22 protein-coding genes are annotated in these 21381 nt (G+C 35.9%); 5 read left to right on the top strand and 17 right to left on the bottom strand.

The genetic code is table 11. The annotated features are described in order from the left end of the window. Positions 1-15: 15 nt before the first annotated feature. Together der and BST92_RS07830 are read right to left on the bottom strand one after the other, a co-directional pair. A complete protein-coding gene (gene der, locus BST92_RS07835) occupies positions 16-1317 on the bottom strand; it encodes a ribosome biogenesis GTPase Der (protein WP_105070948.1) in 1302 nt (433 codons plus the stop codon). Between the two features lie 119 nt (positions 1318-1436). After that, the gene (locus BST92_RS07830) at positions 1437-2414 is read right to left on the bottom strand and encodes a polyprenyl synthetase family protein (RefSeq protein ID WP_105070947.1); all 978 of its coding nucleotides are present in this window, start codon (positions 2412-2414) and stop codon (positions 1437-1439) included. A 234-nt stretch (positions 2415-2648) separates the two neighbouring features. Between BST92_RS07830 and BST92_RS07825 the strand changes: the two genes are divergently transcribed. After that, positions 2649-4112: a T9SS-dependent choice-of-anchor J family protein gene (locus tag BST92_RS07825; RefSeq protein ID WP_105070946.1), complete on the top strand. Its 1464-nt coding sequence runs from the start codon at positions 2649-2651 to the stop codon at positions 4110-4112. A gap of 75 nt (positions 4113-4187) precedes the next feature. On the opposite strand, the gene rlmN is transcribed toward BST92_RS07825, so the two are convergent. The 11 genes from rlmN to BST92_RS07770 all read right to left on the bottom strand — a co-directional run bounded on the left by rlmN (position 4188) and on the right by BST92_RS07770 (position 15256). Then, positions 4188-5228, bottom strand: coding sequence for a dual-specificity RNA methyltransferase RlmN (rlmN, locus tag BST92_RS07820; RefSeq protein ID WP_105070945.1), 1041 nt, complete (start codon positions 5226-5228; stop codon positions 4188-4190). 76 nt (positions 5229-5304) lie between these two features. Next, on the bottom strand, positions 5305-6966 hold the full coding sequence (locus BST92_RS07815) for a T9SS type A sorting domain-containing protein (RefSeq protein ID WP_211292463.1): 1662 nt from the start codon (positions 6964-6966) through the stop codon (positions 5305-5307). A gap of 105 nt (positions 6967-7071) precedes the next feature. Further along, complete coding sequence (queA, locus tag BST92_RS07810; RefSeq protein WP_105070943.1) at positions 7072-8124, bottom strand: tRNA preQ1(34) S-adenosylmethionine ribosyltransferase-isomerase QueA; 1053 nt, start codon at positions 8122-8124, stop codon at positions 7072-7074. A 67-nt stretch (positions 8125-8191) separates the two neighbouring features. Next, a complete protein-coding gene (locus tag BST92_RS07805) occupies positions 8192-9469 on the bottom strand; it encodes a 3-phosphoshikimate 1-carboxyvinyltransferase (RefSeq protein WP_105070942.1) in 1278 nt (425 codons plus the stop codon). 2 nt (positions 9470-9471) lie between these two features. Next, entirely contained in the window at positions 9472-9801 is a 330-nt protein-coding gene (locus BST92_RS07800; RefSeq protein WP_105070941.1) for a nucleotide pyrophosphohydrolase, read from the bottom strand. A gap of 20 nt (positions 9802-9821) precedes the next feature. After that, complete coding sequence (dtd, locus tag BST92_RS07795) at positions 9822-10274, bottom strand: D-aminoacyl-tRNA deacylase (RefSeq protein ID WP_105070940.1); 453 nt, start codon at positions 10272-10274, stop codon at positions 9822-9824. Continuing rightward, positions 10271-11275, bottom strand: a complete 1005-nt coding sequence (rsgA, locus tag BST92_RS07790; RefSeq protein WP_105070939.1) for a ribosome small subunit-dependent GTPase A — start codon at positions 11273-11275, stop codon at positions 10271-10273. The genes dtd and rsgA overlap by 4 nt, the downstream gene beginning before the upstream one ends. 82 nt (positions 11276-11357) lie before the next feature. Beyond that, entirely contained in the window at positions 11358-12440 is a 1083-nt protein-coding gene (locus BST92_RS07785; RefSeq protein ID WP_105070938.1) for a bifunctional 3-deoxy-7-phosphoheptulonate synthase/chorismate mutase type II, read from the bottom strand. Further along, positions 12430-13290 carry a prephenate dehydrogenase gene (locus tag BST92_RS07780; protein ID WP_105070937.1) on the bottom strand — a complete coding sequence of 287 codons (861 nt, stop codon included), beginning with the start codon at positions 13288-13290 and terminating at the stop codon, positions 12430-12432. Before BST92_RS07780 ends, BST92_RS07785 begins: the two co-directional genes overlap by 11 nt. Further along, positions 13287-14447, bottom strand: a complete 1161-nt coding sequence (locus BST92_RS07775) for a pyridoxal phosphate-dependent aminotransferase (protein WP_105070936.1) — start codon at positions 14445-14447, stop codon at positions 13287-13289. Before BST92_RS07775 ends, BST92_RS07780 begins: the two co-directional genes overlap by 4 nt. Next, entirely contained in the window at positions 14444-15256 is an 813-nt protein-coding gene (locus BST92_RS07770) for a prephenate dehydratase (protein ID WP_105070935.1), read from the bottom strand. The genes BST92_RS07775 and BST92_RS07770 overlap by 4 nt, the downstream gene beginning before the upstream one ends. A 300-nt stretch (positions 15257-15556) precedes the next feature. On the opposite strand from BST92_RS07770, the gene gldA reads away from it, so the two are divergent. From gldA to BST92_RS07755, 4 genes are read left to right on the top strand one after another with little or no spacing between them, the layout of a single operon-like run. After that, the gene (gene gldA, locus BST92_RS07765; RefSeq protein WP_105070934.1) at positions 15557-16468 is read left to right on the top strand and encodes a gliding motility-associated ABC transporter ATP-binding subunit GldA; all 912 of its coding nucleotides are present in this window, start codon (positions 15557-15559) and stop codon (positions 16466-16468) included. Positions 16469-16486: 18 nt separating this feature from the next. Beyond that, positions 16487-17128 (top strand): tRNA pseudouridine synthase A, encoded by a 642-nt coding sequence (locus BST92_RS07760; RefSeq protein WP_342747848.1) that lies wholly within the window; start codon positions 16487-16489, stop codon positions 17126-17128. After that, positions 17128-17283, top strand: coding sequence for a hypothetical protein (locus BST92_RS15430; RefSeq protein ID WP_342747847.1), 156 nt, complete (start codon positions 17128-17130; stop codon positions 17281-17283). The genes BST92_RS07760 and BST92_RS15430 overlap by 1 nt, the downstream gene beginning before the upstream one ends. A gap of 48 nt (positions 17284-17331) precedes the next feature. Continuing rightward, positions 17332-17931 carry a DUF2911 domain-containing protein gene (locus tag BST92_RS07755; RefSeq protein ID WP_105070933.1) on the top strand — a complete coding sequence of 200 codons (600 nt, stop codon included), beginning with the start codon at positions 17332-17334 and terminating at the stop codon, positions 17929-17931. Here the strand turns inward: BST92_RS07755 and BST92_RS07750 are convergent, their stop codons facing one another. From BST92_RS07750 to BST92_RS07735, 4 genes are read right to left on the bottom strand one after another with little or no spacing between them, the layout of a single operon-like run. Next, the gene (locus tag BST92_RS07750; protein ID WP_105070932.1) at positions 17932-18693 is read right to left on the bottom strand and encodes a head GIN domain-containing protein; all 762 of its coding nucleotides are present in this window, start codon (positions 18691-18693) and stop codon (positions 17932-17934) included. A 2-nt stretch (positions 18694-18695) separates the two neighbouring features. Beyond that, the gene (locus BST92_RS07745) at positions 18696-19805 is read right to left on the bottom strand and encodes an acyloxyacyl hydrolase (RefSeq protein WP_105070931.1); all 1110 of its coding nucleotides are present in this window, start codon (positions 19803-19805) and stop codon (positions 18696-18698) included. Between the two features lie 22 nt (positions 19806-19827). Then, the gene (locus BST92_RS07740) at positions 19828-20151 is read right to left on the bottom strand and encodes a 2Fe-2S iron-sulfur cluster-binding protein (protein ID WP_105070930.1); all 324 of its coding nucleotides are present in this window, start codon (positions 20149-20151) and stop codon (positions 19828-19830) included. After that, a complete protein-coding gene (locus tag BST92_RS07735) occupies positions 20151-21215 on the bottom strand; it encodes an NAD(P)/FAD-dependent oxidoreductase (RefSeq protein ID WP_105070929.1) in 1065 nt (354 codons plus the stop codon). The genes BST92_RS07740 and BST92_RS07735 overlap by 1 nt, the downstream gene beginning before the upstream one ends. Positions 21216-21381 lie beyond the last annotated feature (166 nt).

Here is a 21381-nt window from a genome sequence, read left to right as displayed (position 1 = left end):
TTATGGAATTAAACATTATTTCTTTCTCATGTACACGCTAACAGGTACGCCGTTGAAGTCAAAATTCTTTCTCAATTGATTCTCAAGATATCTTTTATAAGGATCTCTTACATATTGCGGTAAGTTACAGAAGAAAGCAAATTGAGGTTGTGGTGTAGGTAGTTGAGTGACAAATTTAATTTTCACAAATTTACCTTTTAGAGATGGCGGCGGATAATGCTCTATAATAGGCAACATCACTTCATTAAGCTCACTAGTTTTAATACGCTTAGTTCTATTTTTAAAAACATCAACAGCTGTTTCAATGGCTTTAAAAATACGTTGCTTATTCAATACAGATATAAATACAATAGGCACATCAGTAAAAGGTTCCATTTCCTTTCTAATTTGCGCTTCGTATTCTTTGGCAGTATTTGTTTCTTTATCAACAAGATCCCACTTATTTACTAGCACTACAATTCCTTTACGATTGCGTTCTGCCAGCCAGAATATATTTTGCACCTGTCCATCAAATCCACGAGTGGCATCTAGAATAAGTATACAAACATCTGCATGTTCAATAGCACGTACACTGCGCATGACGCTGTAAAATTCTAGATCTTCTTTTACTTTTTTCTTTCTTCTTATTCCTGCTGTATCAACTAGATTGAATTCAAAACCGAAACGATTATACTTAGTATCAATAGAATCTCTCGTGGTACCAGCAATATCAGTCACGATATATCTATCCTCACCTATTAGTGCATTGATGAAAGAAGATTTACCAGCATTAGGTCTACCTACTACTGCAAATCTAGGTAAATCACTATCTTCTCTAACTGGCGTGTCTGGTAATAATTCTACTATCTTATCTAACAAATCACCAGTACCACTACCACTAGTACTAGAAAGTGTGAAATAATCACCTAATCCTAGGTTATAGAACTCAACTGCATTTGCCTCACGCTCTGGATTATCTACTTTGTTAACAGCAAGGACAACAGGTTTCTTAATCTTGCGCAGTAAAGTTGCAACATCTTCATCCATTCCTGTGATTCCGTCCTCAGCGTCAACCATAAAAAGAATGACATCAGCCTCATCAATGGCTAATTCAACCTGGTGGTCAATTTCTGCCTCAAAGACATCATCACTACCTAATACGTATCCACCGGTGTCAATTAAAGAAAATTCTTTACCGTTCCAGTCACTTTTTCCATAATGACGATCTCTAGTCACACCACTTACCGCATCGGTAATGGCCTCGCGACGTTGTATCAATCTATTAAAAAGTGTAGACTTCCCTACGTTAGGTCGTCCTACTATTGCTACTATGCTCATGCTGTTTTATTTGCGGTTGCAAAGGTACGTTTTTGTTATGAGGTAGTGAATAGTAAAGAAGCAGGTTTTTATTACGCTTTCGCGAAAGCGTAGAAACTAATCTCAAAATGAAAATTTTATTATTTTTTGCGGTCAATAACGTACTCTACCATAAGCTCTAATGATCTTTTATACTCAGAATCTGGGTAAGAGTTTAATATAGTCATAGCTCTATCTCTATAATCATACATGGCTTTTACTGCATATTCTAAGCCACCATTGTTTTTAACAAAGTCAATAACTTCTTTTACACGCTTTTTATCACGATTGTGCTTTTTCACAGAATTGATCAACCATTTACGGTCCTTTTTACTAGCTACTTGCAAAGTATGGATAAGAGGCAAGGTCATTTTTTGTTCTTTAATATCAATGCCGGTAGGCTTCCCTATGCGCTCGTTTCCGTAGTCAAAAAGATCATCTTTAATTTGAAAGGCTATACCTATCATCTCACCAAATTCTCTCATCTTTTCAACATCGGGAGATCCTGGTGCAACAGCACATGCGCCTAGACTACAACAAGCGGCAATAAGTGTGGCAGTTTTTTTACGTATAATGTCATAATATACATCTTCAGTAATATCTAATCTACGAGCTTTTTCTATTTGTAGTAACTCGCCTTCACTCATCTCACGTACTGCTACACTAATGATTTGTAGTAAATCAAAATCACCGTTATCTATACTTAATAATAGACCTTTAGATAATAAATAATCACCTACTAAAACGGCTATTTTATTTTTCCAAAGGGCATTTACTGAGAAGAATCCACGACGTTTAAGGCTATCATCAACAACGTCATCATGCACTAATGTCGCTGTATGTATTAATTCGATTACTGACGCACCTCTATAAGTACGATCATTAACTTCTCCATCTCCTATCATTTTTGCAACTAGAAAAACAAACATAGGTCGCATTTGTTTTCCTTTACGATTGACAATAAAATGAGTAATTCTATTGAGCAAAGCGATACGAGATGCCATTGCTAGTTGAAACTTTTTCTCAAAGAGTTCCATCTCGTGTGCAACTGGTGCTTTTATTTGCTCAACTATTTTCATGACTGCAAATATACTTACCCTAGCAATAACCTTTTTAAGACATTGAATATTATAAAGGACGAATCAGTAATTTATCAAATATTTAACGTAGTCATTTCAACACTTCAACCGATTAAAATGTAGTACGTCTAATATTTAAGCAAAATCTGTAAAAAGTCTGTAATTGTTAAACAAATGACAAGTCGGTTTTTTTAGATATGGCTATATTTAGCGCAAATAATTAAATTACTAGACATGAAAAAAATTACTTTAATCTTAATGGCGTTAGTGTCATTTAATTTTGGATCTGCCCAATTCCTTGAGGATTTTAATGGTGCAGGTGCAGCGTTCCCACCAGCAGGTTGGGCGGTTTATGATGGAGCAAATGGCCTTGGTACCACTGTTCAGTGGGCACAAGCTGGAACAGACCCAGAATTTCGTGCACAATGTCTTTGGGAAGCAGTTGCCGCTGGACAAACTGCAGAGGATTGGATTGTGTCGCCATTAATTCCTATTAATTCAACACAAAATGTATTAGTCTTTGATGCTACAGATTTAAATCAAGGTGATTTTGGTTCTGAACTTTCAATTAGAATATCAACAACTTCTCAAACAGACACAACTTCATTTGTAGAAGTAGAAAACCTAACTGAGGCAGAATTAGGAAATAATGCGTCTGCAGTATTTACTTCTTTCAACGTAAACCTTGCAGCATATTTAAATCAAAGTGTTTATATCGCTTTTGTACACCTTCAAAATGATGGTGATGCAATCACATTTGACAATGTAGAAGTAATTCAAGGAGCTGCAAATCCTCCAGGACCTGCAATGACTCCAACACCTGCAGATTCAGCTACTGGTGTAGTTATAGACACAAATGATAATAACGCAGACGGATCACCAGACAACTCTATTCTTTTTGCTTGGGCACCTGATAATACTTTAGGATCTGTTTCACCGGATGAGTATGAAATCTTACTAGGGGATTCTCCTACTACTTTAGTTTCTTTAGGAACTGCTCCTGCAACGATAACTTTACCGATTTCGATTAATGGATTCTTATACAACACTACTTACTACTGGCAAGTAATCCCTAAAAATACTGCGGGATCTGCTACAAACAATCCAGTATGGAGCTTTACTACTGAGGTAGGAAACGTTAATGCACCAGATGCTGTAACCACTCCTACTCCTGCTGATATGGCAACAAATGTTATTATTGACACGGCAAATAATAATGCAGTAGCTTTTGCATGGGTAGACGCTACTACCGGTGACGCACCAGAATCTTATGTTTTCTTATTAGGTGATAGCCCTACTACGTTGAATGCATTAGGTACTACTGCTAATGCTTCAGTAAATATTACAGGCATGCTTACAGGAACTACATATTACTGGCAAGTACAACCTAGAAATGTAGGTGGAACGAATACTGCTGGACCAGTATGGCAATTCACTACTGAAGGTACTGCATCTGTAGATGATCAAATTGCAAACCTATTTACTTTGAGCCCTAACCCAGCAACTGATGTCTTAAATATCAAAACTGACGAGGTTATTACTAAAGCTACAATCTATAATGGTTTAGGTCAAGTTATATCAGAAAATGTAAAATCTAACAACAATCAAATTAAAATCAACACATTAAGTGCTGGTCTTTACTTATTGAAATTAGATACTGATAATGGATCTCAAACAGTACAATTTATCAAGAAGTAATTGATAAACATTTTTTTTTAAATAAAACGGCCTTCAAAATGGAGGCCGTTTTTTTTATACAATAAATTAAAAAACTTATTCTTTATTTGCCAGTTGTCCACAAGCAGCATCTATATCTTTTCCTCTACTGCGTCTAACGTTAACAACAAAACCAAAACGATTCAACTCTCTTTCATATGCATCTACTGCTTGTTTTGAAGCTTGTTCAAAACGGCCATCATCTATAGAATTATATTCTATAATGTTAACCTTACAAGGTATCACTTTACAGAATTCGATCAACGCATCAATATCTTCTTTAGTATCATTAATTCCTTTCCAGACTACATATTCATAGGTGACACGTGTACCTGTCTTTTCATACCAATATCTTAAAGCATCTTTGATATCCTCTAGAGGAAATTGCTCATTAAAAGGCATGATTTTTACACGCTTTTCATCAATTGCACTATGTAATGATAGCGCAAGGTTGAATTTAGGCCTGTCGTCTGCCAGTTTTTTCATCATTTTAGGAATTCCACTAGTCGACAAAGTAATACGCTTAGGAGACATTCCTAGACCATCGTTTCCAGTAATTTTATCAATAGACTTAATTACATTATTGTAATTCATCAGTGGCTCACCCATTCCCATAAAGACAATGTTGGACAAAGGTCTGTTATGGTATGCCCGACTTTGTTGATCAATAGCCACGACTTGATCATATATTTCATCAGGATTCAAATTACGCATGCGTTTTAAACGCGCCGTAGCACAAAACTCACAATTCAAACTACATCCTACTTGAGAAGAAACACAAGCTGTTGTTCTAGTAGGTGTAGGTATCATTACAGATTCTACTGTTAGACCATCATGTAATTTTACTGCGTTTTTAATAGTACCATCTTTACTGCGCTGCATGTGATCTACTCTTATGTGATTGATCACAAAATGCTCTTGAAGAAATGCTCTTGTCTCTTTTGAAAGATTAGTCATGTCCTCAAAGTGATGCGCTCCTTTTTTCCATAACCACTCATACACTTGATTACCTCTAAAAGCCTGTTGACCTTGATCTATAAAATACGCTCTCAATTCATCTTGAGTATATGATCTAATATCTTTTTTAGTTTCTTTCAATGGAACTTTTTATAAATAAAATGCGCTGCAAAATTAGACAATCTTGCAGCGCGTTTTAAAGTTGTTGAGTTAAAAATTACTCTTTGATTAATTTTGCTGTTGCCTTACCATTAATAGTTTGCACATTGATAAAGTAGATACCATTTGATACAGCGCTAAGATCAACACTGTTATTATTATCTGTAAATTCTCCTGTAGCAATTACTTTTCCAGATAGGTCATATACTTGATAAGAAGCTTCTTGATCTAAATCAAAATTAAAAATATCTTTAGACGGATTAGGGAATACACTAAAATTAAGCACTTGATTCTCTGTTGTACTTAGTGTGGAGTAATAATCACCATCATAAGACGCTGCTCCAGTATTATCTGGATCTAACCAATCTTTTAATTGTGTCGCTGCAGTTCCTCCTGTATTCCAACTTACATTAAATCTACCATAAAAGTCTGGTGCGCCATTGTCATTTGTACCAGAACAAGCTGCACTTCCACCCAGTAATTGTCCTATAATTTGACCTTGTGGATTTAATAGGCAACTACCAGAAGAACCACCTTCAGTAACACCATAATCCCAATCTGCTATATTCCAACAGGAAATTCCAGAAACGGTAACAAAAGATGCACTTTGATCATTCCTTGCTAATTTCATAATATCACCACTAGGATGATGAATACTCAATTGAGAAGTCACGCCAGATGTTGCTCTAGACCATCCTGCATAATACAAATCCCATGACGCAGGTGGAGTCGTATTTAATTCAAAAAGCGCCACGTCGCTAGCACCTCTATTTGCTCTTAGCGTTGCTCCAGCAATCACTCTAGTCGGGTTTTGAGCACCTACTGTATTTGAGTTAGTGGCACAATCAGGTGTATTAGTATACCAATCAAAGCCGAAACTCCAACCAGTTGCAGAATATGATGTTCCTGCCCCATCACCAGTATTACCTAAACAATGATCTGCCGTCAAAAAATATGGCGTTCCATCTTCTCTCACATTATTAACTAAAGTACCTGTACAAAGTCCAGCACCATTAATAATAATTCTCGCTACAGCATGTCTATAATTATCACGTATAGTTGACCAATCCTGACCATTTGTAGAACCTTGATTAGGATTACACATCACATCCACATTACATGCTGCAGATTCATTCAGCTTTAGAAAGCTCTCTTCAGCCTCTCCAAAACCTCTATAACCATGCACAACTTCATTAATAGAAATGCGCCCTAAACCTCTTACAGAAGCTGGCTCATAATATTCAATCCATACATTATCTCCATAAACCACCCATGTACCTAAAATTCCATCATCTTGATTTTCATTGATTGTATACGGACCTATTTTATCAGTATGTTCATCATTATAAATATACATTTCTGCTCCTTCTGGAAGATTATATCTATCCATCATAAAGTTCATTGTGCGAGCACCACTTGATACTACATTTAATCTCCATAAACGATCACCATTCTCTAATTCTGTCCACTGACCAGAATTAAACAAATCCATTGCAACAGAAAACTTTTTACCAAAACGGTAAGGCTTTTTAATGACTTGATTTGCTTCAATGGCATCCTCGGCAATCATGGATTGTAAATCAAAAGACGGCATGATTTCAGCTACTGGTTGGGATTTTAAATTGAATGCCCAACTAGGTGGTGTTGTTTGATCAGATACTTGAGCATTTAAATTAAAGGTTACAGTACAAATTAATAACGTTAGTAATATTTTTTTCATCACTGATTTTTAGGGAGTTTAATAAGTTGCAATATACGAGATTAGCACAAAAAAACCGCTTAGAAAAGCTCTAAGCGGTTCGTTGTAAGATTAATTGTATATAATTTAGTCAACTATCAACATTGCATCTCCATAAGTAGAGAATTTGTACTCTTCTTTAATGGCTACATCGTAAGCTTTTTTCAATAAATCATATCCTGCAAAAGCTGCTGCTTGCATCATCAAAGTTGACTTAGGATGATGAAAATTTGTAATCATAGCATTTGCAATACTAAAATCATAAGGCGGGAAAATAAATTTATTAGTCCAACCATCAAAAGTATTTAAATGACCATCACTACTAACAGCACTTTCCAGAGTACGCATGGTGGTCGTACCTACAGCACAAACATTTTTTCTAGCGTCTATAGCCTTATTTACGATAGCACAAGTTTCTTCAGTAATCTCAGCTTGCTCGCTATCCATCTTATGTTTAGATAAATCTTCTACTTCAACTGGTGCAAATGTACCTAGACCAATGTGCATCGTAATTGCTGTTCTATGAATGCCTTTAATCTCTAATCGCTTTAATAAATGCTTTGAAAAGTGTAATCCAGCCACAGGTGCTGCAACAGCGCCCTCATTAGTCGCATAGATAGTTTGGTAACGCTCTTCATCTTCTTCTTCAACCTCGCGACCTAGTTCTCTAGGAAGTGGCGTTTCTCCCAGATCTTTCAATTTCTGACGGAATTCTTCATAACTACCATCAAATAAAAATCTTAAAGTTCTTCCTCTAGAAGTCGTGTTATCAATTACCTCTGCAACTAGACTTTCATCATCACCAAAGTAAAGTTTGTTCCCTATTCTTATTTTTCTAGCTGGGTCTACTAATACGTCCCACAATTTAGTTGTTGGGTTTAATTCTCTTAAAAGAAAAACCTCGATACGTGCACCTGTTTTCTCTTTATTACCATAAAGTCTCGCAGGAAATACTCGTGTATTATTAGTCACAAAAACATCATCTTCTTCAAAATAATCAAGAACATCTTTGAACATTTTATGTTCAATTTCACCCGTTTTTTTATGGAGTACCATAAGTCGCGATTCATCTCTATTTTCTGCAGGATGTTGCGCAATCAAATTTTCTGGTAGTTTGTAACCGAATTGAGATAGCTTCATGTATTCATTTTATATTGAGATTACAAATATACGATTGTGAAATAGGCGTTGTCAAGTAAATTGACACTTAAATTTCTGTGATATTGACATTTACCCGTTTTAAGTCATCCCAAAACTGCGGATAGCTTTTTGTAACAACTCCTGCATCTTTAATTAATAGAGATGTACGACATGCTAATGGAGCAAAAGCCATAGCCATTCTATGGTCGTCAAAGGTATCTATAACAACAGGCTTGTCGTGTGGCGCAAGTGGTACACAAGTTAATGTTATGGTATCTTGAGTGGTTTGAATTACGCTTTCGCGAAAGCGAGATCCCACATCCTTTAAGGCTGCAATGCGATCTGTCTCTTTAATACGCAACGTATGCAATCCTGTAAGATGTGCATTAATGCCTAGTGCTAAACATGTGGCAAATATAGTTTGCGCCTGATCTGGTTCATTTACTAAATTGATCACTACACGTTGTGCCAGCTTATCTGAAATCTTAGTTAATACTAATTGTTCATTAACAAAAGTGGTTTGCACTCCAAAGGCTTCATAATACTCTTGTAGCTTACTATCGCCTTGCACAGATTCTTTAAAATAATATTGTAAGGTTAATTTATATCCTATTTCCTGTAGGGCGACCCAACTGTACCAATAGCCAGCACTACTCCAGTCACTTTCTACTGTTAGTGATTTATGAATTATAGTGTCTAGTGGTTTAATTTGAATAACTTCAGATAAAATCTGTTTATCTTTTTGAATAGCGGTATCCTGTTTTGACCAGTTTACCGTAACTCCTAAAGATCGTAAATAACCTACCGTCATTTCAATATAAGGTCGCGATGTTAACTTACCTGCTAGTTCAATCTTTAATCCATTTTTAAGCGATGGTGCTATAAGCATTAACGCTGTTATGTACTGACTAGAGATACTAGCATTTAGTTTAACAATCGTTGCATTAATATGTCCACCTTCAATTTGAAGTGGTGGATAACCTTCTTCATTTAAATATTCAATTTTTGCACCTATAGATTTTAAAGCTTCTACTAACACTGCGATAGGTCGCTGCTGCATGCGCTGACTACCTGTAATGGTAACTATACCTTCTATACTTGAATAGTATGCCGTAAGAAAACGCATTGCTGTACCGGCGTGCCCTATATTGACATGGTTTTTTTGAGACATTAAAGCCTCTTGCATATGCACGGTATCATCACTATTAGACAGATTATGGATTTCTAACTCTGGATAAAGTGCCTGTAGAATAAGTAGCCGGTTACTTTCACTTTTGGAGCCTGTAATAGTAAAGGTCAATTCTTTATTTAATGACTCTATGGGTTTCTCTAGTAGTAAATCCATGACTAGCTTTTGAGCTTTTCATTATTATGATGTCTGTCGTGATCACGTTCAGTCTTGATTTGCAGTTTTTTTGCAAATGCTTTCTCTAGATCAGTTCCAGTTTGATTTGCAAGACATAATACTACAAACATAACGTCTGCCAGCTCTTCTCCTAGATCCTTATCCTTATCACTTTCTTTCTCGCTTTGCTCACCATATCGCCTAGCGATAATGCGTGCCACTTCTCCTACTTCTTCAGTAAGTTGCGCCATATTAGTGAGTTCATTAAAATAACGCACTCCGTGATTTTTGACCCAGTTATCAACTTGCTGTTGTGATTCTTTAAGGCTCATAGTCTTAATTTGAAATTTAGCTATTCTTTATTCTTACTATCAATTAAAATGGTGACAGGTCCGTCATTTACGAGAGCAACTTTCATATCTGCCCCAAAGATTCCTGTTGGGATTGTTTTATCCAGCTTTCGCGAAAGCGTGCTCACAAAACTTTCATATAATGGTATAGCCACATCTGGCTTAGCGGCATTTATAAAGCTAGGTCTATTACCTTTTTTTGTACTGCCATATAGCGTGAACTGAGAAACTACTAACGCATTTCCATTTACATCACTGATATTAAGATTCATCTTACCATCTTGATCTGAAAAAATGCGCATGCCAGCAATTTTATTCACGAGCCAATCAATGTCTTCTTGAGTGTCTTCTACAGTAATACCAAGTAAAACAAGTAGCCCATGATTTATGGCTCCATGAACTTGACCATCTATAGTAACACTTGCTTCACTAACACGTTGCAAAACTACTCTCATGGTGTGGTATATTTATCTGCACGATAATTATCCTCATCTCCATTGACAATTTGCACATAGCTCTCATAACGACTCAAGTAGATTTCTCCTGTCTCGACAGCTTCTTTAACGGCACATTTAGGTTCTTCAAGGTGTAAGCAATTATGAAACTTACAGCTCTGACTTAGTTCAAAAATCTCTGGGAAATAACCACCTATTTCTTCTTTCTCTAAATCTACAACACCAAAACCTTTAATACCTGGTGTATCAATAATACGAGCATCAAATTCTAGATCAAACATCTCTGCAAACGTAGTAGTGTGTTGCCCTTGTTTATGCTGTAAGCTTATTGCTTTAGTTTTTAACTCCAGTCCAGGCTGGATCGCGTTTGCAGTAGTACTTTTACCAGCACCACTGTGGCCAGCAAACATGCTGGTTTTACCCAGCATCTTCTCTTTTACTAAATCTATATTTTTACCTGTTGCTGCACTTATCGCAATGCATTCATAATCAACAGATTTATATAACTGCATTAAAATACGCACCTGATCCAGCTCGGTCATCGCTAGCATTTCTTCACCAGTTTCTGGATCTAACACCACTTCATCTTGATCATCGTTATAAGTATCTACTTTATTAAAAAGTAAAATAACTGGAATTTGATAAGCTGCCGCACTTACTAAAAAACGATCTATAAATGAGGTAAATGTAGGTGGATTATTTAAAGTGACTATCAAAAAAACCTGATCCACATTTGCTGCGATAATATGGGTTTGTTTAGATAGGTTTACAGATTTGCGCACGATATAATTATCACGTTCTTCAATCTCATTAATAATTCCTATTTCTTCATCTCCTTTTTTCTCGATTTCAAATTCTACTCGGTCACCTACAGCCACAGGATTAGTACTCTTAATTCCTTGTAGTCTAAATTTACCTTTTATACGACATGAATACATCGCACCATCAGTACCTTTTACTTCATACCAGCTTCCTGTTGATCTATAGACGGTTCCTTTCATTTAAACTAATTGCTTTATTTCTAGAAGTCAAAATTAGGTTAATTATATATAGTGCTGCCAGAACATAAAATCTTTACCGCAATTATTTATTAATTACTTTCTCTTGATGATTGATAGATTCTTGATGAACCGCTTTAAAAACTCTAAGAATAAATTCTTCACTTAAACCTTGTTCTTCACCAGCAAGAATCATTTTACCTAAAATCTCGTTCCATCTTTTAGATTGAAGAACTGCTACATTACGCTCTTTTTTTAAGGCTCCGATCGCATCAGCTGTTTTCATTCTTTTACCCAAAGTCTCAATAATATTGCTGTCTATCACATCTATTTGCGCTCTTAAAACACCTAGTTTAGATTGAAAACCTACCTCATCATCTTGTTCCTTTCTAATACGCAAGTCTTGAAAAATTTGCAACAATGTTTCTGGAGTTACTTGCTGTGCCGCATCGCTCCATGCATTATCAGGATCATAATGTGTTTCAATCATCAATCCATCATAATTAAGATCTAGTGCGGTTTGTGATACTTCAAAAATCATATCTCTCTTACCAGTAATATGGGATGGATCGCATATCAATGGAATATCTGGGAAACGTGTTTGAAAATCTACCGCAATTTGCCATTCAGGTATATTACGATATTTTGATTTTTCATAAGTAGAAAAACCTCTATGAATTACTCCTAGGTTTTTAATATTAGCTGTATGAAATCGCTCAACCGCACCTATCCATAAAGCTAAATCTGGATTTACAGGATTTTTTACTAGCACCACTTTATCTGTTCCCTCTAAAGCATCTGCTATTTCTTGTACTATAAATGGACTCACTGTAGATCGTGCACCTATCCATAAAAGATCTATATCATGTTCTAGCGCCAGTTCTACGTGGGCTCTATTAGCAACCTCTGTAGCAGTTAGCAAACCAGTTTCTGCTTTTGCTTTTTGCAACCATTTTAATCCTATCGCTCCTACACCTTCAAAGTTTCCTGGTCGCGTTCTAGGTTTCCATATTCCTGCACGTAAGTAAGTGACATCACTATCTTTTAAATCATGTGCAATTCTCAACACTTGATCTTCTGTTTCGGCACTACACGGGCCAGCAATCACTATAGGATGCTCTAATTTGTGGTTATCTAACCAGGTTCTAAATTCCTTTTTATTTTCCATTTTCAATTCCTTTCAATATCGTTTTTATTCTATTTGTTTCTTCCATATCTTGAAATATGGATTGGTGATCGTTATTTTTTACGCTTTCGCGAAAGCGAGATAAATTCTCAATATATCCATCTAGACTAGCTAATACATTTTCCTTATTCTGTGCAAATATGGGTGTCCACATGGCTGGAGAACTTTTTGCTAATCGTACGGTGCTTTCAAAACCACTGCCCGCGAGGTCAAATATATCACGTTCATTTTCCTCTTCTTGTATCACAGTTTTGCCTAACATAAAGCTAGAAATATGAGATAAATGAGACACGTAAGCAATATGTTTATCATGTGCCGCTGGGGTCATATATCTTACACGCATTCTAAGTTTTTCAAACAGCTGGTTTGCTAATTCTTGCAATTTAAAGGTGGTTTTCTCCACCTCGCATACAATTAGCGTTTTCTTGACAAATAAATTTGAAATTGCCGCGTCTGGTCCAGAAAATTCTGTTCCTGCAATAGGATGCGCTGCAAGATATTGTCTTCTATTTTTATGATTCTCTACACTCTTACAAATCGCCTCTTTTGTAGAACCAACATCTATAACAAGCGCATATTCATTAATTAAGTCGAGCACCTGAGGCAAAACTTTTAAAGTAGCATCTACAGGAATAGAGATGATAACAAAATCTGCATTAGAAACATCACTAAGGTTTGCTACCTCGTCTACAATGCCGTTTTGCTTTGCTTTTTGAGCATGAGCAATATTTTGATCTATGCCATAAAAAATAGCCTGAGGATAATGAACACGTAAATCTTTGAGCATCGAGCCGCCTATCAATCCAGTTCCTATTAAAAAGATGTTTTTCATAATGCTACCTTTTTAGAAACTCTATCAATCATTTCTTTTATTTGTTCTTCTTTTACACAAAGTGAAAATCGCACATACCCTTCTCCATTCTTACCAAAAATGCTTCCTGGAGCGATAAAAATATGGTTCTCGTGAAGCAATTGATCTACAAAAGCCTTATCGTCTTTCATTCCACCTGGCAACTTGCACCAAAGGAATAAACCGCCGTTTTGTATTTGTGGCTCTAGATGTAAAGCTTCTGCAAGTTGTATGGTTAAAGCTCGTCTGGTTTTATAGATGTTATTTTGTTTTTGCAACCATTCTTGATCAGTTTTTAAAGCGGCAATGGCACCTTTTTGAATTCCGTAAAACATACCGCTATCCATATTAGTTTTTACTTTCATTACTTCTTTAAGTAAACTAGTATTTCCAGTAAGCATTCCTACGCGCCAGCCAGCCATATTATACGTTTTGCTGATAGAATTTAATTCTAAAGCTACTTTCATAGATCCAGCAACTTGATGAATACTTATTCGATCTTCATACAAACAACTGTACGGATTATCATTTACTAGCAAAATCTCATGCTTAGTCGCAAAAGCAATCAGCTTTTCAAAAACTTCTTTAGAACCTGCCGCACCAGTAGGCATGTGTGGATAATTAGTCCACATAATTTTTACTTTGGTTAGATCTAATTGTTCCAAAGCCTCAAAATCTGGCAACCAATTATTCTCTTCTTTTAAATTATAAACAACAGGAATAGCCTCACATAATCTAGTCGCACTTGCATAAGTTGGGTAACCAGGATCTGGAATTAAAACCGCATCACCAGGATTGAGAAAAGCCATAGAGATGTGCAAAATCCCTTCTTTACTTCCCATCAACGGTATGATCTCTGATGCTGCGTCTAGTGTAACTTTATAATGCGTTTTATAGAATTGTGACATTGCCTCTCTAAGTTCTGGCAACCCTAAATAACTTTGATAACCATGTGCTTTGGGATCTTGTAACGCTGCAGCAAGTGCAGGAAAGACATGATCAGGCGGCAATAAATCAGGATTGCCTATTCCAGTATTAATAATTGGTTTTCCTGAATCTGATAAAGCTCTTACTTCGCGCAATTTGGTCGCAAAATAATATTCTTGAACGCTATCAAGTCTTGTTGCTGTTTTTATCATAGCGTGTGTGATTTATAAATCCCTAAGATTTTTATTGATTCTACAAGAATGCCTATTTCTAATTGTGCTTCTTCAAATTGTTGTAAATTTTTAAATTCCAGATCTGCAACAAAAGAAAATAGAAATGGTTTTTCAATAATAGGAACTGACTGAATTTTTGAAACATTGATGCGCAGCTCTCCTAGTTTAGTCAATATCTTGGCCAAACTTCCAGGTTCATGACTAGCGGTAAAATTGATCGTCGCTTTATTAGCTTCATTATTCATCCTTCCTCTAGCCTCTAATACAACAAATCGTGTGGCATTGTTTTTTACTTCTTGAATATCATCATTGATAATTTTAAGGTCATATAATTGTGCCGCATTCTTACTTGCGATCGCAGCAACACCACGTTTGTTTTCTTCAGAAATTCTAAGAGCGGCTGCCGCTGTGTCATCTGTTTCTACTAATTTAATATTTGGATGCTTACTAAAGAAAGGTTTACATTGTAACAATGCCATGGGATGCGATTGCACTTCTATAATATCCTTAATTTCCTGACCATGCAATGCCATGAGTTGATGCTGGATATTTAAATAATATTCTCCTATGATCTTTAAATCGTAATCTTTAATTAAACTGTAATTAGGCAAAATACTTCCTGCGATGGAATTACCTATAGCCATGATGCCAGTTTTAACTTCATGATTTGCAACTGCAAGTGCCAGCTGGTCAAATGAAGAACATTCTAATAATTCCACATTTTTATAAAGCTGCGTTGCCACCTGATGGTGGTAAGAACCTTGTATTCCTTGTATGGCTACTTTCATTTTTAAGTAAAAAAAAAGTCCTGATTAGATCAGGACTTTATTGTGTTATATAATTTTCAATTATTACAATAGCGTCCTTTCTTCCATAAAATAGAAGTAAAATCCGTACCAGAAATAATTGTTTGTCGTCATAATAAGTTGCTAATGTAAAATAGATTTTTATAAATCTCGCAAATTTCGAGAAGTTTTATGTCAGATTTAGAACTCTATCGTTGTAGTAGGGTAAAGTTGTGATCTCGCTTTCGCGAAAGCGAAGTTAAAAAAGCTATTCCTCTACTAATCATTTCTTATCTTTACCTTATGTCTATAGAAGTAAGTAAAGTATCCAAATATTACGGGCAGCAAAAAGCGCTGGACGAAGTTAGTTTTTCTATCAAAGCTGGTGAAATAGTTGGTTTTCTAGGTCCCAATGGTGCTGGAAAATCTACTATGATGCGCATTCTTACCACCTATCTAAATGCCAACGAAGGAACCGCTACTGTAAATGGCTATGACGTTAGTAAGGAACAGCGCGAGGTGCAAAAATCCATAGGGTATTTACCAGAGAATAATCCGTTGTATCCAGATATGTATGTAAAGGAATACCTATCTTTTAGTGCAGATGTCTTTAAACTAACCGATTCTAAAAAACGCATTGACGAAGTGATCGAGGAAACCGGTCTAACTTCTCATATAGGCAAGAAAATACAAGAGCTTTCTAAAGGTTACAAACAGCGTGTAGGACTGGCAAATGCTTTATTGCATGAACCTAAAGTTTTAATTCTAGACGAGCCTACCACTGGGCTCGATCCTAATCAGCTTGTAGAAATACGTCAACTGATTAGAAAAGTAGGTCAAAAAACAACTATTCTTCTTTCTACACATATCATGCAAGAAGTTGAGGCGATGTGCGATCGAGTAATCATTATCAATAAAGGTAAAATCGTTGCAGACGATTATTTAAAGAACCTGAAAAGCGATGCTGCTCAGATCATAGAAGTAGAATTTGACTACAAAGTAGAACCAGAATTATTAAACCGCATCGACCGAGTAAGAGAAGTCACTGACCTTGTAAACTCTCCTGGATTCATCTACAGTCTACGATTTGAAACTAAAGAAGACATGCGTAGTGCGGTGTTTGATTTTGCTCATGATAATGAATTAAAAATTCTGTCTCTTAATAAAAGGAATAAAAATCTGGAGACAATGTTTCAAGAATTGACTGGTGAGTAGAAATTCTCATCTTTGCACATGCAAAAACCGCAACGTCTTTATTACCTCATTAAGTTACAGTATCTAGGATTCCGTTTTCATGGATGGCAAAAACAGCCTGATGTTCCCACCGTGGAAAAAATGGTTAAACGTACCTTGCGATTTGTACTAGACCATCCTAATTTTAAAGTCCTTGCTGCTGGTAGAACTGATGCTCGTGTGTCTGTAAATGAAACTATTATTGAGTTATTTCTGGATGATGAAGCATTAAATCTAGATACCTTTCTAGCAGACTTTAATTTGAACTTGCCTAGTGACATAAGAGCACTGGCGATAGAAGAAACTAACGCACAGTTTAATGTCATTCAACATCCCAAAGAGAAGGAATATATTTATTTGTTTTCCCATGGTGAAAAATTTCACCCTTTTTGTGCATCCTTAATGGTTTACATGAAAACAGAGCTGGATATTGAATTGATGAAAACTGCTGCAAGACTTTTTGAAGGAACACATAACTTCTGGTCTTATACTTATAAACCGTCCGACACAACCGATACAATAAGTACGGTGAACAGTTGTCTTATCGAAGAGAACTCCTTATTTACAGCTAATTTTTTCCAGAAAAAAGTTATGCGTTTAGAGTTACCGGAATGGGTTTTAAAAGACATCAAGTACGTTTAATGATGGGAGCTTTATTTGATCTAGGAATGCATAAAATTACACTTGACGATTTTAAAGAAACTCTGGATGGTAGTAAAAAGATACATTTATCTCATATCGCACCTGCGAGCGGATTAATGTTGTATCGTATGGAGTTAAGCAAAAGTGAATCGTGATATTTTAGTGAAGGTTTACATTTATCTTTATCTCATAAAATAAATACTATGAAAAAGATACTTTTACTTCTAGCGATTGCCTTAATAAGCAGTAGTCTCTATGCACAAGATTTTGTAGATCTAGATAAAAGCCCAATGGATGCGGCTTTCTTCCCTTCTCAAGCTGCAAAAAGACAATTTGCAAAAACTGAAGAGCAAAAAATGGCTCTTGAACCACAGATACGTGTTTTATATAGTAGACCATCATTAAATGGTCGCAACATCTTTCGCACAACAGATAACCGCGAGGATGGAATCACAAAACTAGGCGAGTCATGGCGTGTAGGTGCAAACGAGAGTACTGAATTACTACTTTTGAAAGACGCTATGATAGGTGGGAAATTAATTAAAGCCGGTCGCTACTCTATCGTAATTACTCCTAGTGAGAATGAATGGACCGTTCACATCAACTCAGAAAATGACGGTTGGGGAAACTATAGTCATAAACCAGAACTTGATCTTGTTACAGTAACAATTCCTGTAACTAAAGATTCTAAGAACTTAGAACAGTTAAGTATTGCATTGTACTCACCTAAGAATGATAATACTGTACATTTAAAGATAGGATGGGGAACTTACAGAGCTGAATTACCTATTGTACTACAATAATTAATTTTTAATAATCAATCTGCCTTGCCAGGTTTCTTGAACATTTACAGAAACTGGAGCAGACTCTAGTATTACATCGCCGTAGCCCACAATGCTACCGGCGATGTTTTGTTTTACATCAATTTGCCAGTTATGTGTGCCGCGATGATAAATCTGGGCATTTTGTATTTCTAGATCACTAGCAAACAGCTGTCCATCACCAGAATACCATTCTAGTGAGGCATTGTTTACTTGTCCTGTTAGATAGAAGTTACTTAAGTTATTACTGACTATTCTGAAATCATCCACATTTAAATCGAGATAAAAATTTCCAGTGGTATGATATTGATCTTCAAGTTCAGCATCCTCAGAAAGTAAAGTTAGATTTGAATAATTCAATGTACCTATAGACTTTGTGTCTTCTCCGGTACTAGATCGTATTTCAGTGATGTTAGGTGCTATAACTGTAACGGTAGTCACACCATAGTCCCGTACAAGATTACAGCCGTTATTATTTACAATAATAAGTTGGTTATCATCGATTTTCACCTCAATATCATTTAATAAATTCTCACCAGTCTCTATTATGACTTTATGATCTGGACCTTGTTGAATAAATAGTTTAGTCCTTTCATATACTAAGATTTTTTCAAACGATTCTACCGTTAATTCTTGACGTATTAAATCACCAGCAGCTTGTGTGCAATTCAATCCGTTCTCAGAATCACAACTGGATATACAAACCAGCAGAAATACTATACTTATTTTAATAAATGTTTTCATTTCTATAATCTATATCCTATTCCTAGACTAACACCTTCTGCTGCTGCTCCGTGGGATTTCAACGATAAGCTAGCAAATAGATTATCATTAAATCTGCGCTGCAAGCCCATCCTATTATATATACTTTTTTCAAAGTTAATAGGCCTGTACATATAATATCCTACCTGAGTTATCACACTCGTTTTTCCTAGGTGTAATTCGTGCCCTAAAAAAACACCTACTCTTTGAAAGTTCTCATCTCCATTAATACCACTATCAGGAAAACTATTTGCTTGATAATCCCTATATTCTCTCAAAAACTCAGATATCATTAATTCAGTCCCTGCGTGAAGACTACTTTTAAAACCTATACGTTTATCCATATAAAATGAGAAAGTATAAAAAGGGTATTGCCCGCTACCTCGCACGTCACTTTCATTCACACCAAATCTGGCGACTGCATTAAACCTTATATTTTCTTTATAAGATGTCTTCTCCCATCTTTTATAAATTGGTGTTTTGTCATTGTTTAATGTGTAATTTAAACCAGCGGTAAACAACCATGAATTTGTTGAATTATTAGGCGCTTTAACATTTGCATTTGAATAATGAACAATTGTAAAGCCAGCTTGTAGGCCTATCCCTTTATATAAATTTTCACGCTTATAATTAGTTAATAAATATGTAGAACTTGTAAGTCTAGAACCATAGGCATTATTACGAGCATTTGTTACTGGATCAAACGGTTTAGTCATCCATGCTAGTCCAGTTCCTATACTTAAATTTAAGTTGCGATTAAGGAAGTAAAAATTATAGTGGCCATATGCTCCATATGCCTCACCTAAATAACGATTCTTCATATCTTGATAAATACCAGAAAATCCCCAATCTGGATATCCATACCTAGATTCCCATTGGTTCTCCCCAAAAGTTTTCCGATTGTAACGCAACATTACACCAGTAGGATGATCAGATATGAGGTGTGCGATGTCTGGATTATGCTCGAGAATGGCCCCATATAAATAAGAGGCTTCGATATTATGTATAGCGGGAAAAGAATAAACAACTGATTCTTGTGCGAGAGACGCTTTCGCGAAAGCGATACAACAAAACACAATGATCAATTTTTTCATTGTGCTAAAGTATGAAAATAGATTACTGCTCAGGCGCTAATTCGACAATCAGTCCTTCTAAATCGTCAGAAATCGGAATTTGACATCCTAAACGGCTGTTATCTTGCACATGTAATGCTTCCCATAACATGGCTTCTTCATCTGGATTGCGTTCTCCTAAATCGTGATCACTCTTAATATATACCTGACATGTGGCACACATAGCCATGCCACCACATACAGCTTCTACTGGTAGTTCATAAGCTTTACAAACTTCCATTAAATTCATATTCATATCTGTAGGCGCTTGCACTTGATGTTCAACGCCTTCTCTATCAATAATGGTAATATTTACATCTTGATCCATTAAGACCCTATTTTTTTAATCACGGCTTTTTCTGCCTCTTTACGAGAACCGTCAAAACCATCGATACCACCTACAGTAGTATATTTAAGAACATATTTTTTATTAGGATTCATGCGTTGGTAAACACTTTGACTCATTAATGTCGCCTCGTGAAAACCACATAATATCAATTTTAATTTACCTGGATAAGTATTCACATCTCCTATAGCATAAATACCTGGTATGTTAGTCTGATAATCTAGTGTATTATCAACTTTAATGGCATTTTTTTCAATTTCGAGTCCCCAATTTGCGATGGGCCCTAATTTAGGAGATAAACCAAACAATGGCACAAATGCGTCACATTGTATTTCTTGAAAACGTTTTGCTTCATCATGTATAGTGATTGTAACAGCCTCCACTTTTCCATTACCTTTTACATCGGTAACCTCAGCAGGTGTTATCAAATTAATTTTATTTTGAGTGACTAGCTCTTGAACTTTCTCAACGCTATCTAAGGCACCACGGAATTCTTCTCTTCTATGTACAAGAGTTACTTCTTGAGCAACGTTTGCTAAAAATATGGACCAGTCTAGAGCACTGTCTCCACCACCTGCAATAACGACCTTTTTATCTCTAAAGGTTTCAGGATCTTTAATCATGTAGGCAACTCCATGATCTTCATATCTCTCTATTCCTTCAATCTGCGGTTTACGAGGTTCAAAAGATCCTAATCCACCGGCAATGGCTACAGCATTTGCATGATGCTTAGTTCCTTTATTAGTGGTAACTATAAATGTATCGTCTTCTAATTTCTCAATATCCTCAGCTCGTTCACCTAATGTAAAACCAGGTTGGAAAGGTTTTATTTGTTCCATGAGGTTATCCACTAAATCACCAGCTAAGACTTCAGGAAAGCCTGGAATATCATAGATAGGCTTTTTAGGATATAATTCACTACACTGTCCACCTGGTTGTGGTAATGCATCGATTAAATGGCATTTTAACTTTAGTAAACCTGCTTCAAACACGGTAAATAGACCTGTAGGACCTGCTCCTATAATAAGAATATCTGTTTCAATCATAACTTTATACTACCAACATTAGGGCCAAAAGATTAACCTATGCAAAGGTCGTCATCAAATGGATTGTAACCAAGTCAACAGCCAGTAATTGAGTAAGTAAAATGAATGAAAAAGGGCTTTTATTGAAGTAGTGTCAAAAATAATTACTTCACAATGATAATTATCA

Origin of the sequence: Nonlabens arenilitoris, assembly GCF_002954765.1 — a bacterium.
Taxonomy (GTDB): Bacteria; Bacteroidota; Bacteroidia; order Flavobacteriales; family Flavobacteriaceae; genus Nonlabens; species Nonlabens arenilitoris.
The sequence above is the reverse complement of the archived record's forward strand: the minus strand, read 5'-3'. Positions and strand labels throughout refer to the sequence as shown.

Bases quoted from the DNA above. Each gene is read 5' to 3' on its own strand.
- der (WP_105070948.1), bottom strand. From the start codon at position 1,317: ATGAGCATAGTAGCAATAGTAGGACGACCTAACGTAGGGAAGTCTACA.
- BST92_RS07830 (WP_105070947.1), bottom strand. From the start codon at position 2,414: ATGAAAATAGTTGAGCAAATAAAAGCACCAGTTGCACACGAGATGGAA.
- BST92_RS07825 (WP_105070946.1), top strand. From the start codon at position 2,649: ATGAAAAAAATTACTTTAATCTTAATGGCGTTAGTGTCATTTAATTTT.
- BST92_RS07815 (WP_211292463.1), bottom strand. From the start codon at position 6,966: ATGAAAAAAATATTACTAACGTTATTAATTTGTACTGTAACCTTTAAT.
- queA (WP_105070943.1), bottom strand. From the start codon at position 8,124: ATGAAGCTATCTCAATTCGGTTACAAACTACCAGAAAATTTGATTGCG.
- BST92_RS07805 (WP_105070942.1), bottom strand. From the start codon at position 9,469: ATGGATTTACTACTAGAGAAACCCATAGAGTCATTAAATAAAGAATTG.
- BST92_RS07800 (WP_105070941.1), bottom strand. From the start codon at position 9,801: ATGAGCCTTAAAGAATCACAACAGCAAGTTGATAACTGGGTCAAAAAT.
- dtd (WP_105070940.1), bottom strand. From the start codon at position 10,274: ATGAGAGTAGTTTTGCAACGTGTTAGTGAAGCAAGTGTTACTATAGAT.
- rsgA (WP_105070939.1), bottom strand. From the start codon at position 11,275: ATGAAAGGAACCGTCTATAGATCAACAGGAAGCTGGTATGAAGTAAAA.
- BST92_RS07785 (WP_105070938.1), bottom strand. From the start codon at position 12,440: ATGGAAAATAAAAAGGAATTTAGAACCTGGTTAGATAACCACAAATTA.
- BST92_RS07780 (WP_105070937.1), bottom strand. From the start codon at position 13,290: ATGAAAAACATCTTTTTAATAGGAACTGGATTGATAGGCGGCTCGATG.
- BST92_RS07775 (WP_105070936.1), bottom strand. From the start codon at position 14,447: ATGATAAAAACAGCAACAAGACTTGATAGCGTTCAAGAATATTATTTT.
- BST92_RS07770 (WP_105070935.1), bottom strand. From the start codon at position 15,256: ATGAAAGTAGCCATACAAGGAATACAAGGTTCTTACCACCATCAGGTG.
- gldA (WP_105070934.1), top strand. From the start codon at position 15,557: ATGTCTATAGAAGTAAGTAAAGTATCCAAATATTACGGGCAGCAAAAA.
- BST92_RS07760 (WP_342747848.1), top strand. From the start codon at position 16,487: ATGCAAAAACCGCAACGTCTTTATTACCTCATTAAGTTACAGTATCTA.
- BST92_RS15430 (WP_342747847.1), top strand. From the start codon at position 17,128: ATGATGGGAGCTTTATTTGATCTAGGAATGCATAAAATTACACTTGAC.
- BST92_RS07755 (WP_105070933.1), top strand. From the start codon at position 17,332: ATGAAAAAGATACTTTTACTTCTAGCGATTGCCTTAATAAGCAGTAGT.
- BST92_RS07750 (WP_105070932.1), bottom strand. From the start codon at position 18,693: ATGAAAACATTTATTAAAATAAGTATAGTATTTCTGCTGGTTTGTATA.
- BST92_RS07745 (WP_105070931.1), bottom strand. From the start codon at position 19,805: ATGAAAAAATTGATCATTGTGTTTTGTTGTATCGCTTTCGCGAAAGCG.
- BST92_RS07740 (WP_105070930.1), bottom strand. From the start codon at position 20,151: ATGGATCAAGATGTAAATATTACCATTATTGATAGAGAAGGCGTTGAA.
- BST92_RS07735 (WP_105070929.1), bottom strand. From the start codon at position 21,215: ATGATTGAAACAGATATTCTTATTATAGGAGCAGGTCCTACAGGTCTA.